The organism is Campylobacter sp. IFREMER_LSEM_CL2151 (assembly GCF_025771725.1).
In the GTDB taxonomy this organism is placed as follows: domain Bacteria; phylum Campylobacterota; class Campylobacteria; order Campylobacterales; family Campylobacteraceae; genus Campylobacter_D; species Campylobacter_D lari_C.
Window position 1 is genome coordinate 106,925 of sequence record NZ_JAKMQT010000006.1, and the last position, 13,769, is coordinate 120,693.

The following is a 13,769-nucleotide window of genomic DNA, read 5'->3' on the forward strand; positions in this document are numbered from 1 at the left end:
TTATTCTTCAACCATAAATTTCACCTTTTTTATACTCATAAATACTTTGCATATCTTTATCGCCTCTTCCTGAAAGATTTACAACTATCACACTTTTTTTCTTTAAAGTTGGACAAAGTTTTTCTAAATAAGCTAATGCATGTGAGCTTTCAATAGCGGGTATAATACCTTCTTCTTTACATAATAATTTTAAAGCATTAATGCACTCATCATCACTAATAGCATGATAACTTGCTCTTTTGCTTTCTTGTAAATATGCGTGCAAAGGTCCTATGCCAGGGTAATCAAGCCCAGCAGAGATGCTAAAAGTATGAGCAATGTTTCCTTTATCATCTTGTAAAACTTTAGTTTTCATACCATGGATAATACCTTCTTTACCTTTAGTAAGTGTGGCTGCATGGTAAGGTGTATCTTTTCCTAAACCTGCTGCTTCAACGCCTATGAGTTTAACTTTTTCATCTTTTAAAAATGCATGAAAAATTCCAGCAGCATTGCTACCACCTCCAGCTGCTGCTATGATGTAATCTACTTTTTTATTTAATTTTCTAAGTTGCATTTTGCATTCTTTACCTATAATACTTTGAAAATGCGTAACAATTTGCGGATAAGGATAAGGCCCCACTGCACTTCCTACTACATAAAATACTTCTTTAGTATTTTTAACCCAAAAATTTAAAGCCTCATCTACCGCATCACTTAAAGTTTTACTTCCACTTTCTACTGCGTGAACTTTTGCTCCTAAAAGCTCCATTTTATAGACATTTAAGGCTTGCCTTTTTACATCAATAGCTCCCATAAATATCTCACATTCAAGCCCCAAAAGTGCTGCTGCAGTAGCGGTTGCAAGCCCGTGTTGTCCTGCTCCAGTTTCTGCAATAATTTTTTTCTTATTCATTTTCTTTGCCATTAAGGCTTGAGCTATGGCATTGTTGATCTTATGAGCTCCTGTGTGAGTTAGATCTTCTCTTTTTAAATAAATTTCGTGATTATAAAGCTTGCTTAAATTTTTAGCATAGTATAAAGGCGTAGGTCTTCCTACATAATTAACTAAGAGTTCTTTTAATTCTGTGTTAAAATCTTTATCTTTTTTGAGTTTTAAAAAAGCTTTTTCTACTTCATCTAATGCTATTTTTACTTCATTTGGCACAAATTGCCCACCAAATTTTCCATAATATTTTTTCATAGTATTTCCTTAAAATGATTAATAATATAAAATCAAAAATGATCAACTAAAACTAAAAATGTAAAATAAAAAATGATTAAAAATGTAGTAGTAGGCTTAACGCCAAGAAAAAGAAGCTTTGTTAAATGAGTATTTTAAATTTAGTTTAGAAAATTTTTTCCTTTCCATAGTTTTTCCTTTTAAAAAATTGCCAAATGACTTTACATTCTAAGATAATTATTATTAAAAATTCTTTAAAATGATAGTTTGGAAAATAAATACTAAGAAAATTTGTAATGTTTGATTTTTTATATAATGACATAAGCTATATAGGGCTTTTTATAGTATGTTTTCTCTCTAGCACGCTTTTGCCTATGGCAAGTGAAGCTTTTGTGCTTGCTTTTGTAAAATTAGATTTTAATGCTTATATGGTTTTATTTATAGCAAGTTTGGGAAATACTTTGGGTAGTTTAAGTACTTATGCGTTAGCTTATTTTGGAGAGAGTCAAATTTTAGAAAAATATTTTAAAAACTCTTTGCGTAAATTAGAAAAAATCAATGCAAATTTTAAAAAATTTGGCTCTTTGTATGCTTTTTTTACTTTTTTACCCATAGTGGGAGATCTTTTTGCATTAGGGCTTGGATTTGCTAAGTATTCTTTTTTAAAAGCAAGTATTTTTATAGCCTTGGGTAAATTAAGCCGTTATGCTTTTGTAATTTTCATAGCAAATTCCATTTAAAAGTCTTGATTTTAAAAGATTTAAAAGTCTAGTATTATCAATATCTTTTAAAACTTTTATGGTGTTTTTTAATTCATGATTTTTCATAGGCATTTTTGCATCTTTAAAACACCTTATAGTGCTTCCTCTAGCAAAAGTACTATCACAAATAACATCTACTAAATACTCATCAAAATTTGCTAAATTGGGATCAAGCATATAAGCAATAGTTAATGCATCATGTATCCATGTGCCATTTGTGCCTCTTGTTTTGCTTGCATAATCAATCCAAACTCTTAAAGTTTGCACTAAAAAATCACAAAGAGGATTTTGATTTTCTAAAGCATTTAAATCTTCATGTGTGAGCATAGTTTGCATTGTTGCATTATAAGGAACAAGTGTGATTTTAGCTCTTGAGTTTAAAACTATGCTAGCAGCTTCAGGATCAAAGCCAAAATTTGTATCTTTGATATGATAAGGCATATCAAAACTTCCACCCATGATAAAAATTTCTTTTACATTTTTATCAAAATCTTTAAAAAGTTTCATCGCTATAGCTATATTTGTTAAAGGTCCTATAGCGCAAATTGAAATTTCACCTGGGTTTTGCATAATAAGCTCACCCATTTTCATACAAGCATTTGGATTTATGTTTTCTAAGATTTTTATAGGTTTTATATGATCCCAAAGATGAGTAAGCTTAAACTCTTCTACGCTTTTATCTAATCTTTGTCTCCAAAAATGACTATCTTCACATAAAGCTTCATGGGCACCTAAATACAAAGGTATGTCTAGATTAAGCTTATTTAATAAATCTTTAGCAACGCTATAAGCGGTTAAAGCTTGTACATTACCACTTAAAGTGCTAATCATTTCAAGTTTGATTTCTTTAGAGGCTAAAATAAGCCCAAGGGCTAAACCATCATCGGTATTAGCCCCTGCTATTCCATTGCCTATATCAGTATCTAAAATAAGGCGTATCATATCGCATCTTCTATTAAATTTAAATCTCTGCCTCTAGTTTCTGGTGCAAAGAAGGTTGTGATAAAACCAATTCCTGCGGTGATAACAAAATACAAGGCTATTGGCCACCAAGTGCCATAATAAGCAAGCAAAGCTGAAGCTATCATAGGAGCAGTACCCCCTGAAAGTATAGAGCCAAATTCTTTTGCTAGCGCCATTTTAGTATAACGATTTTTTGCTCCAAAAAGTTCTACACCCCACGCAGCTTGCACACCAAAAATCCCTAAAGATGCCAAAGACATACCTACGATGATAGTTAAAATTACAATAATTTCATTTTTACTATCAAGTAGCATAAAAGCAGGGAAAGCATAAAGCATTAAAAGCAAGCAAAAGGCTCTATAAGTAATACGCCTTCCAAATTTATCACTTAAATATCCTGCTAAAGGTATAACTAAAAATCCCACTAAAGAAGCGATAACAACAGCAGTTGTGGCTACTGATTTATCAAGAAGTAAAATTTTAGTTACATAGCCTACTATAAAGCCTTGTGCAAGATAAGATGGCCCATTTTCTCCTATCCTTATACCCACCATAGTCCAAAATGCGCGACTTTTTTGCCAAAAAGTTCTTTCATCTTTTTTCATATGTGCTTCATTCTCATGACGAATTTTTAGCATTAATTCTTTTTGTTTTTCAAAAACAGGAGTTTCTTTTACATTTAAACGCATATAAACAGCAAAAAGTGCTATAAAAATACTTCCTATAAAAGGAATTCTCCATCCCCATTCTTTAAAACTAGCATCATCCATACTTGTAACTAAAAGCCATACAAAAGCTGCAAGTAAGGTTCCACTATTTGATCCAAGTGCTATAACAGAAGAGATTAAACCTCTATGTTTGCTAGGAGCGTATTCTCCAAGCATGACAGTCCCACCTGAAAGCTCAGCACCTGCGCCAAAGCCTTGCATAAAACGCAAAATAACCAAACATATAGGAGCCCAAATTCCAATTACTGCATAACTTGGTATAAAACCAATTAAAGTAGTTGAAATACCCATTAATGCAATGGTGCTCATCAATACATTTTTTCTTCCGTATTTATCTCCTAAATATCCAAAAAACAAAGCTCCAATAGGTCTAGCAATAAAACCTATACCATAAGTAACAAAACTAAGCAATAATGCTATAACAGGAGTTTGCTCAGGAAAGAAAACTTCTGAAAAAACAGTAGCTGCAGCTAAACCATAAAGTGCAAAATCTGCATATTCCATAGCAGTTCCTAGCCAACACGAAAACACAGCCTTTTTAAAAGCCTTTTTTCCTTGTGGAGTTTGAAAATTTTCATCCGCGATTGATTTTGTTTGCAAGATTAAACCTTTATTTGAAATTTCAAAATGATAATTTTATCTAAAATGCTTAAAATGGAAATTTAATACTTTTTACCGACTTTTAAATAATTTTGGGCGATAATTATTATTATTTTTTAATATAGGAAACAAATGAAAACTTTAACCATAATTGATACTTTTGGCTTTTTCTTTAGACTTTTTTATGCTTTAAAGGGTTTGAAAAATTCAAAAGGCGAACCTAGTAATATGATTAGCGGTTTTGCTAATTTTATTTATAGTTTGAAAAATGAACATCCTAGTGATATGATTATTTTTGCTCTTGATAGCAAAGGAAAAACTTTTAGAAGTGAAATTGATCCAAATTATAAAATCAACCGCACCCCACCTCCACCTGATTTATTAGCTCAAATTCCAATTTGCATTCAAATGATAGAAAAAATGGGTTTTTCAAGTTTTTCTTGCGAAGGATATGAGGCTGATGATATCATCGCATCTTTGGTTAAAGAGTGTGAGAATAAGGATATTTTTATAAGAATTATCACTCAAGATAAAGATTTGTATCAACTTATAAAAGATGATAAAGTTAGTATTTATAGTCCTATTTCAAAAAATGATTATGATGAAGCAGGATGTTTGGAAAAATATGGGGTAAAACCTAGCCAAATAAGAGATTTTTTAGCTCTATGTGGAGATAGCTCAGATAATATCCCAGGGGTAAAAGGAATTGGTGCTAAGGGTGCTAAGAATTTACTTGATGAGTTTGAAAGTATTGAGGGAATTTATGAAAACTTAACACTAGTGCGTAATGAAAGAAGTCGTAATTTGTTGCTTGAGGGCAAAGAAAATGCCTTTTTGAGTAAAAAACTTGCTTCTTTGTATGAAGATTTAGATGTGAAAAATATGCTTTTAAATTGTGAGTATCCAAAAGATGAACCTTTGCTTAAGATTATGGATATTTTAGAGCAGTATGAATTAAATGCTTTATTAAAAAAACTACGTACTAATCCTATTAATAAAGATAAAAATTTAGGATTTAATGCAAGATTAATCTTAGATGAGAAAGAATTATTTGACATTTTAGAAAAAATTGATGATCAAAGCATTGTTGCTTTTGACACTGAAACTACGGGCTTAGATACCAAAGAAGCAAAGATAGTAGGATTTAGTTTTTGTTTTCATGAAAGCGAAGCCTTTTATGTACCACTTGCGCATGATTATTTAGGAGTTTGCAAGCAAATTTCTATGCAAGTGGCTAAAAAAGGTATAGAAAAAATCTATCAAAGTATGGTTATAGGACATAATCTTAAATATGATTTTGAGATTATAAAAAATAATTTTAATTTACTTCCTCCAAAAAATTATGCTGATACTATGATACTTGCATGGCTTAAAGAACCAAGTTTACGTGTAAATATGGATGATTTAGCAAAAAGATTATTTGATTATGAGACTTTGCATTTTGAAGATTTAGTAAAAAAAGGAGAAAGCTTTGCAGGAGTGGATGTAGAAAAAGCTTGCAAATATGCAGCTGAGGATGCTTATATCACTTTAAGATTTTATTTGTATTTTTTAAAAAATTTAGAAAAGCCTTTATTTGAGCTTGCACAAAAAAGTGAGTTTGAATTTATCAAAGTGCTTATTATGATGGAAAATAATGGCATTAAGCTTGATACTCAAAAGCTTGAAAGCCTAATGCAAAGTTTTAATCAAGATATCAAAATATTAAGTGAAAAAATATATGATTTAGCGGGTGAAAAATTTAATATCAACTCTCCAAAACAAGTAGGGGATATTTTATTTGAAAAATTAAAACTACCAAGTGGTAAAAAAAGTAAAACAGGTTATTCTACTGATGAAAAGGTTTTAAATGCTATTTTAGATAACCATCTGATTGTGAAAGAAATTTTAGCTTACAGAGAGCTTGCAAAATTAGTTTCTACTTATTGTGAACCTTTGTTAAAATTAGCTAAAAAAGATGAAAACTCAAGAATTTATTCAAGCTTTTTGCAAACTGGTACTGCTACTGGACGCCTTTCATCAAAAGATCCAAATTTGCAAAATATCCCTGCGCATGGTCAATATGCTAAAGATTATAAATCCTGTTTTGTAGCAAAAGAAGGATTTAGCTTTATCTCGCTTGATTATTCACAAATTGAGCTTAGAATGCTAGCGCATTTTAGTGAAGATGAGAAATTACTAGAAGCGTTTTCAAACGATGAGGATATTCATGCAAAAACTGCTATTATGATTTTTAATCGTAGTGATTATGAGACAAGAAGTATTGCTAAAAGTATAAATTTTGGTCTTATTTATGGCATGGGTTATAAGACTTTGAGTCAAAATTTAAAAATAGAAGCAAAATTAGCTAAAGAATATATTGAAAAATATTTTGAGAATTTTACTAGCATTAAAACCTATTTTGAAAAGGTAAAAAATGAAGCTAAGCAAAATGGTTTTATAAAGACTTTACTAGGTCGTAAGCGTTATTTTGACTTTGAAAATGCAAAGCCTATGCATGTGGCAATGTATGAAAGAGAGAGTATTAACTCTACACTTCAAGGCTCTGCTGCCGATATAATAAAACTTGCAATGATAGAAATTGCAAAAGACTTAGATGAAAATAAACGCTTGATTTTACAAATTCATGATGAGCTTATTTTTGAAGTAAAAGATGAACTTTGCGAGGAATTTGCAAAAAATGCTAGTGATATTATGGAAAATATTGTAAAATTAAAAGTTAAATTAAAAACTTCATCAAGTATTGCCAAAAATTGGGGCGCATTAAAATAAGGAGAATAACTAATGGATCTTTCAACCATACTTGGGATGGTATTAGCTGTTGTTAGTATTTCTGTAGGGGATATTTTAGAGGGTGGTAACCCTTTGCATGTTTTGCACTTAAGTTCATTTTTGATCGTGGTTCCAACTGCAGCATTTTGTGCGATGACAGCAACTCATAAAAAATTTGTTAAAGCAGCTTATAAAGAATTAAAACTTGCCTTTAAAGGTGCAGGGGTAAATTTAAGTCAAAGGATAGCTGAGCTTGTAGAATACTCTATCATAGCAAGAAGAGACGGGCTTTTGGCTTTAGAATCAAAAACTAATGAAATTGATAATGAGTTTTTAAAAGAAACCATGATGATGATGGTTGATGGTAAGAGCGTAGAAGAGATTAAAGAAAGCATGGAAATCCAAATAGAAGAAATGGAAGAATATTACAAAGAAACGGCAGAATACTGGATCCGTTTTGGTGAAACTTGTCCTACTATGGGACTTGTTGGTGCGGTTATGGGGCTTATGCTTGCTTTGCAACTTTTAGATGATCCTCAAGCTATGGCAGCAGGTATTGCAGGAGCATTTACCGCAACGGTAACGGGGATTTTTGGTGCTTATGCTTTATTTGGTCCTTGGGGACATAAAATCAAAGCTAATGCTCATGAGCTCATTAAAGAAAGGATAGTGATCTCGCATGCTATAGTAAGTATTGCAGAGGGAGCTAATCCTAGGGATTTAGAGGCTAAATTGTTTAATTATCTTGGACAAGGCGAGCCTAGAATTTCTCAATTTGATAAGTAAGAGTTAAAAAATGGGAAAAAAACATAAATGTCCAGAATGTCCAGCAGGTGAAAAGTGGGCTGTGCCTTATGCAGACTTTTTAAGTTTGCTTTTGGCGCTTTTCATTGCTCTTTGGGCGATTTCTGAAAGTAATCCTGCTAAAACTGAAGCCTTAAAAACTGAATTTGTTAAAATTTTTGAATTTACTGCTTCAAATCCTTTAGAAAAAGAAAGTGAAGTGCATAATAAATACAGTGCTCCATCTAATGCAAATGTTGAAGAGCTTGAAAAGCTTAAAAAATTAAGTATCACTCAACAAGAAAATATAGAAAAATTAAAAGCGGCATTAGATCAAAGAGAAAATAATATCGTTTTAAATTTGCCTGCAAGGGTTGAATTTGCTAGAGGTAGTACACAAATTGATTCAGCTGATGTACAAGATTTTCTAAAGCGCATTAGTGAAGTTTTAAAAAGAATGCCTGCGCAAGCTCAAATAGAACTTAGAGGCTATACTGACGCAAGCGATAAAGACCCTAAAAGAAATTTTGATTTAGCAAGTAAAAGAGCTCAAGTTGTGGCTGATTATTTGATTGCTAGAGGGATTAACCCAGCTCAACTTATAGTGGTTAGTTTTGGTGAAAATTATCCTTTGAGTACAAACAAAGAAGATGAGATAAACAATAGGGTTGAATTTTATATCCGCGTAGATTCTTCAGATAATCAAACTAGAAAGTCAGTATTGGATCAAATCGGAACTTTTAAATAACAAATAAGCAAAAAACTTATTTGTTATTCTCTCCGCCAAAACGAAGCAGTGCTGAACCCCAAGTAAAACCCCCGCCAAAAGCATCAAGCAATATTAGCGAACCTTGTTTTAAGCGACCTTGCTCGTAAGCATCATTCATTGCCATAGGAATTGAAGCAGCTGAGGTATTGCCATATTTTTGGACAGTAACTACGCATTGTTCATTTGTAAAATTTAATTTTTCTTGTACGGCCTTGATAATTCTTAAATTAGCTTGATGAGGTATAAAAAGATCAATTTCTTCGCTTTTTATATTGTTTTTTGCAAGAATTTCAATAACATCATTACTTAGAGTATTCACCGCGATTTTAAATACCTCATTTCCTTTCATTTGCATGGAAAGTGGAGAGCAGATACTGCTTTTTTGAGCTCTTTGAGTCATTAATAAATCTCCAAATTCCCCATCGCTTGCAGTATGAGTATCTATAATAGGAAAATTATCATCTAATGATACAACTCCAGCCCCAGCTCCATCGCCAAATAACACACAAATGCTTCTATCAGTATAATCCATAATAGAGCTAATTTTTTCAGCTCCTACGATTAATACATTTTTTTTAGCACCACTTTCAACCATAGATTTAGCAAGCTCTAAAAGATAAATAAATCCTGAGCATGCAGCAGAAATATCAAAAGCGGTGATATTTTTTAAGCCCAAATTATGAGCAATTTTGCATGCGGTTGATGGCATGGTAAAATAATCAGGACTTAAAGTAGCTACGATGATCGCATCTATATCTTGAGGATTTAAATTAGCTCTTTGTATAGCCTTAATAGCTGCTTTAGTACCAAGATCGCTTGTATTCTCATCATCACTTGCTATATGTCTTTGTTCTATACCGGTTCTTCTTAATATCCATTCATTGCTAGTTTGAACCATTTTTTCTAAGTCAAAATTGCTCAGAGTTTTTGTAGGGATATAAGAAGCTATACTTTTTAAGGAAGCTTTAGTTGATTTCATAATTAGAAAGTTCTTTTTCTATAGTTTGATTTATATTTGATTGTGCGAAATTTAATGCTTGAAAAATAGCATTTTTTATAGCTTTTGGACCACTTTTTCCATGACTTATAATGACACATTCTTTTACACCCAAAAGCGGAGCTCCACCGTATTCTTCATAGTCAATATGAGTTTTTAGTTCATTAAAAGCTGGTTTTGCTAAAAGATAGCCTAGTTTTGCTAAAAAAGATTTTTGAATTTCTTGTTTTAGAAGCTTTGTAATAACACTCGCTACACCTTCGCCGGTTTTAAGTAAAATATTCCCATTAAATCCATCACATACTAATACATCTATAGTACCATTAAAGATATCTCTACCTTCAGCATTTCCTACAAAATTTGGAAGTTGCTTTAAGAGTTGATGAGTTTCCTTGGTAAGCTCATTTCCTTTGCATTCTTCTTCGCCATTTGATAGTAAAGCAACTCTAGGTTTGGCAATTTTTAAAATCTCTTTTGCATAAGCTTCACCCATAATGGCAAACTGAAATAAATGCTCGCTTTTGCAATCAACATTTGCTCCAACATCTAGTACAAGTGTTCTTGAATGGATATTTGGCATTAAAGTAGCTATTGCAGGTCTAGCAATATTTGCTAATCTTCCAAGCCTTAATGTAGCTAAACTCATGGTAGCTCCACTATGTCCAGCAGAAACAACAGCTTTTGCTTTTTGATTTCTTACTAATTCTATAGCCTTGTAGATAGTACTGTCTTTTCTTTTTAGTGCATCTGTGGAATTTTCTTCCATAGCAAATACATCAAAAGCTTCTTCGTATTCTATGTATGAGTTTAATTCTTGAGGTATTAAGGTTTTAAGCTTTTGAGGATCCCCTACCAAGATAGCTTTAAATTCACGCTCTTTTAAAGCCTGAATCACACCTTCTATAATAGGTTTTTCCCCAAAATCACCACCCATTGCATCAATAGCAATGCTTGTCATCGTTATTAATATTCCTTAGTTACTGGATTTACACGGTGAGGCATTTTATAGCTACCATCTTTGTCTTTTATAGGCATAGGTAGGGTAACTTTATAATGAGTTCTGCGTTTTGCTGCACGAGTTTTACTCACTCTTCTCTTAGGTACTGCCATTTTTTACTCCTTTGTTAATTTGAACATTTATTGCAATAAAAATAATCACTTAAATAAGATTGCAACTCACTTGTGGCAAGCTCTATTAAATCTATATGAGAGTCAAAAAACTCCATAGTATCACTTAAAGTGTTATTTTCATCTTTGAAAATTCCATCGCTTGCAAAAAGCTCTATATTTTGATCGATTTCAAGCTCCATTTCATCGCCGCAGCGATCACAGTTTCTATAAGCAAAGCCTTTGAAATTAGCTTTTATTTTTGCTAATTTTGGATTAACTTTTGTAATAGTTCCTTCAAAAACTATATTATCAAGATCTAGTTTAAAAGGGTAAGCTATAGAGCTAAGCTTTGCAAAAGCGATTTTCATTATAAAATTTCAGTTTTTGAAAAGAAAAATTCTATTTCAATTTTTGCATTTTCTAAGCTATCACTTCCATGAACTGCATTTGCATCAATACTATCTGCAAAATCTGCTCTAATAGTACCAGGAGCTGCTTCTTTTGGATTTGTAGCACCCATTAATTCTCTGTTTTTTAATACAGCATTTTCGCCTTCTAAAACAGAAACCACAACCGGACCACTGATCATAAATTCAACTAAATCTTTAAAAAAAGGTCTATCTTTGTGTACAGCGTAAAATTCTTGAGCTTCTTTTTCTGAAAGCTGTATTTTTTTTGTTGCTGCTATTCTTAGACCATTGCTTTCAAAGCGTGTTAAAATTTGACCAATAACACCTTTTTTAACTGCATCAGGTTTAATAATAGAAAGTGTTTTTTCCAAAATCGTCCCCTTAATTTAAATAAGTTTTATATTTATAAAAGAGCTAATTATACCAAAAAATGCTTTAAAATTATATAAAATTTAGAGTTTATAGAAGAGTTTGTAAGTAGCTTGAAAACAAGATACTTACATTAAATTATTAAGCAAATACTGGAGTTGAACCGTCTCTTAAATCACTTCCGATGTTATCACGGCTTGGTTGTCCGCTAACTACATCACTCCATACAATACAGCCATCAGTTGGGCAAGCGCTTGCACAGGCTGGTTGGTCATTGTGTCCTACACACTCAACACATTTATCAGCATAAACATAATATCTATCTTCGCCTTCAGGATTGTTTGCATCATCTACGATTGCACTTACTGGGCATTCATCTATACAAGAACCACATGCTATACAAATATCAGTAATTTTAACTGCCATTTTTTACTCCTTAATATTAAATGTTAAATGCAAGATTATCAAAATTGTCTTAATTTTATTCTTAAAATCTTTTAATTTTGATAATAAAATTAAATTGTGGATAATTTTACACAATTAATAAATTTTTAAATTTACAAATGATATTATTTCGCTACAAATAAAATTTATTAATTAGGAGATAAAATTATGGTAGTAACTAAAAAAGCTATTGATTTTACAGCACCTGCTGTATTAGGTAATAATGAAATAGTAGGAGATTTTAATCTTTATAAAAATATAGGACCAAAAGGTGCAGTAGTATTTTTCTATCCAAAAGATTTTACTTTTGTTTGCCCATCTGAAATCATTGCTTTTGATAAAAGATATCAAGATTTTAAAGATAGAGGTATTGAAGTAATTGGTGTATCTTGCGATAACGAATTCTCTCACTTTGCATGGAAAAATATGCCGGTAAATCAAGGCGGTATAGGTCAAGTTAAATTTCCTTTAGTAGCTGACTTAACAAAACAAATTGCTAGAAATTTTGATGTTTTATTTGAAGAAGCAGTTGCTTTAAGAGGTTCTTTCTTGCTTGATGCTGATGGAACAATCCGCCATGCAGTAGTTAATGATTTACCACTTGGAAGAAACATTGATGAAATGATTAGAATGGTTGATACTATGTTATTTACTAATGAGCATGGTGAAGTTTGTCCAGCTGGTTGGAATAAAGGTGATGAAGGTATGAAAGCTGATCCTAAAGGTGTAGCTGATTACTTAAGCAAAAACGAAGGTAAATTATAATCAAAAGCCTACTATATGTAGGCTTTATAATCTTTTTTATTCTTTCTATCGTTTATATATTTTAAAAATATTATTTCTACATTTTTTGTTATTTAAATTACATTTTTTATCAATTTTAAATCAAATAATACAATTTTAATCTTATTTGTCAATACAACATTCAATACAAGGAGTAAAAAATGTTTCAAAGTATTACAGGTAGATTAACTTTGGTGATTGCTATTGTGAGTATTATAGTGCTTGCAGTGGTTAATGGTATGAGTTATTACAACTCTAAAGAGGACACTTATACTTATCTTGAAGAAATTCAAAGGAAAACTATGCTTGATACAGCTGAAGTTTTTTCTATATATTCACATGCAAAAAGAAGTGCAATAGCGACTTTAGCGGAAGAAATTGTAAAGCAAGATTTTTCTAATGATGAAAACATATATAATTTTTTAGAGGCTTTTAAAAAGGCAAATAGCTTTGACATTATATATTTTGCGCTAGATGAAACTGGAAAACATTATAAATCAGATCATACTTATTTGGATAAATCTAAAGGATTTGATGTTAAAACTAGAGCATGGTATATTAAAGCTAAAGAAGAGAAGAAATTAATCGTATCAGATCCATATTCTAGCTTTGCAGATGGTAAAATGAAAATTGCATATGCAGTACCTGTGTTTAAAAATAATCAATTTATAGGGGTAGTTGGTGGAGATTATGATTTAGAAAGATTTTCAAAAGATGTATTATCAGTTGGAAAAAGTTCTCAAGCATATACAGCCATATATGATATAGAAGGAAATGCATTTTTCCATCCAGAAGTTGAAAAAATAGGTAAAAAAGACAAATTAAGTGAAAATATTTCTGCTTATATGAAAGCAAATCCTCAATTTTTAGATCCAAAAAATGAAAGTGCAATTGCTTATATACCTAATGAAGAAGGAACTGTAGAAGCAGTTATGTGTACTAATTCTTTTAGTTCTAAATATAAAGTTTGTACAGTTACTAAGGAAAAAGTGTATTCAGAAAAAGCAAATAGTGCTTTAATTAAACAAGTACTTGCTGCATTTGTAGCTATATTAATTGCATTAGCATTAATTAAAATTGTTATAAGCAGGCTTTTATCCCCACTCAAAAAAATCCAA

The 13,769-nt window shown here is 31.3% G+C and carries 15 protein-coding genes; 6 read left to right on the forward strand and 9 right to left on the reverse strand.

All coding sequences use genetic code 11. The features are described from left to right. Nucleotides 1–7 precede the first annotated feature (7 nt). Nucleotides 8–1,183 carry a tryptophan synthase subunit beta gene (trpB, locus tag L8V82_RS05835; RefSeq protein WP_263724326.1) on the reverse strand — a complete coding sequence of 392 codons (1,176 nt, stop codon included), beginning with the start codon at nt 1,181–1,183 and terminating at the stop codon, nt 8–10. Between the two features lie 275 nt (nt 1,184–1,458). Between trpB and L8V82_RS05840 the strand changes: the two genes are divergently transcribed. After that, entirely contained in the window at nt 1,459–1,902 is a 444-nt protein-coding gene (locus L8V82_RS05840; protein WP_263724327.1) for a YqaA family protein, read from the forward strand. Here the strand turns inward: L8V82_RS05840 and L8V82_RS05845 are convergent. Then, nucleotides 1,858–2,862 (reverse strand): nucleoside hydrolase, encoded by a 1,005-nt coding sequence (locus tag L8V82_RS05845; RefSeq protein ID WP_263724337.1) that lies wholly within the window; start codon nt 2,860–2,862, stop codon nt 1,858–1,860. The two genes, L8V82_RS05840 and L8V82_RS05845, sit on opposite strands and share 45 nt — an antisense overlap. Further along, the gene (locus tag L8V82_RS05850; RefSeq protein ID WP_263724328.1) at nt 2,862–4,214 is read right to left on the reverse strand and encodes an MFS transporter; all 1,353 of its coding nucleotides are present in this window, start codon (nt 4,212–4,214) and stop codon (nt 2,862–2,864) included. Before L8V82_RS05850 ends, L8V82_RS05845 begins: the two co-directional genes overlap by 1 nt. A 132-nt stretch (nt 4,215–4,346) precedes the next feature. Here L8V82_RS05850 and polA point away from each other — a divergent pair, with 132 nt between their 5' ends. The 3 genes from polA to motB are packed head-to-tail and all read left to right on the forward strand — an operon-like array spanning nt 4,347 to nt 8,517. Next, a complete protein-coding gene (polA, locus tag L8V82_RS05855) occupies nt 4,347–6,986 on the forward strand; it encodes a DNA polymerase I (RefSeq protein ID WP_263724329.1) in 2,640 nt (879 codons plus the stop codon). A 12-nt stretch (nt 6,987–6,998) separates the two neighbouring features. Further along, nucleotides 6,999–7,772 (forward strand): flagellar motor stator protein MotA, encoded by a 774-nt coding sequence (gene motA, locus L8V82_RS05860; RefSeq protein WP_039619177.1) that lies wholly within the window; start codon nt 6,999–7,001, stop codon nt 7,770–7,772. 10 nt (nt 7,773–7,782) lie between these two features. Next, nucleotides 7,783–8,517 carry a flagellar motor protein MotB gene (gene motB / locus L8V82_RS05865; protein ID WP_263675437.1) on the forward strand — a complete coding sequence of 245 codons (735 nt, stop codon included), beginning with the start codon at nt 7,783–7,785 and terminating at the stop codon, nt 8,515–8,517. Nucleotides 8,518–8,533: 16 nt separating this feature from the next. On the opposite strand, the gene L8V82_RS05870 is transcribed toward motB, so the two are convergent. From L8V82_RS05870 to L8V82_RS05895, 6 genes are all read right to left on the reverse strand, one after another. Continuing rightward, nucleotides 8,534–9,517, reverse strand: coding sequence for a beta-ketoacyl-ACP synthase III (locus L8V82_RS05870; protein ID WP_263724330.1), 984 nt, complete (start codon nt 9,515–9,517; stop codon nt 8,534–8,536). Further along, nucleotides 9,504–10,493: a phosphate acyltransferase PlsX gene (plsX, locus tag L8V82_RS05875; protein ID WP_263724331.1), complete on the reverse strand. Its 990-nt coding sequence runs from the start codon at nt 10,491–10,493 to the stop codon at nt 9,504–9,506. Before plsX ends, L8V82_RS05870 begins: the two co-directional genes overlap by 14 nt. Nucleotides 10,494–10,498: 5 nt before the next feature. Then, nucleotides 10,499–10,645: a 50S ribosomal protein L32 gene (gene rpmF / locus L8V82_RS05880; protein WP_012662034.1), complete on the reverse strand. Its 147-nt coding sequence runs from the start codon at nt 10,643–10,645 to the stop codon at nt 10,499–10,501. A gap of 14 nt (nt 10,646–10,659) precedes the next feature. Next, complete coding sequence (locus tag L8V82_RS05885; RefSeq protein ID WP_263724332.1) at nt 10,660–11,013, reverse strand: DUF177 domain-containing protein; 354 nt, start codon at nt 11,011–11,013, stop codon at nt 10,660–10,662. Then, on the reverse strand, nt 11,013–11,426 hold the full coding sequence (gene ndk, locus L8V82_RS05890) for a nucleoside-diphosphate kinase (protein WP_039642239.1): 414 nt from the start codon (nt 11,424–11,426) through the stop codon (nt 11,013–11,015). The genes L8V82_RS05885 and ndk overlap by 1 nt, the downstream gene beginning before the upstream one ends. Before the next feature lie 139 nt (nt 11,427–11,565). Then, the gene (locus L8V82_RS05895) at nt 11,566–11,850 is read right to left on the reverse strand and encodes a ferredoxin, 4Fe-4S (RefSeq protein ID WP_039619165.1); all 285 of its coding nucleotides are present in this window, start codon (nt 11,848–11,850) and stop codon (nt 11,566–11,568) included. 186 nt (nt 11,851–12,036) lie between these two features. On the opposite strand from L8V82_RS05895, the gene L8V82_RS05900 reads away from it, so the two are divergent. Then, entirely contained in the window at nt 12,037–12,633 is a 597-nt protein-coding gene (locus L8V82_RS05900) for a peroxiredoxin (RefSeq protein WP_263677950.1), read from the forward strand. Between the two features lie 179 nt (nt 12,634–12,812). Further along, nucleotides 12,813–13,769: cache domain-containing protein (locus L8V82_RS05905; protein WP_263724333.1), on the forward strand; the 957-nt coding region annotated here is incomplete at its 3' end.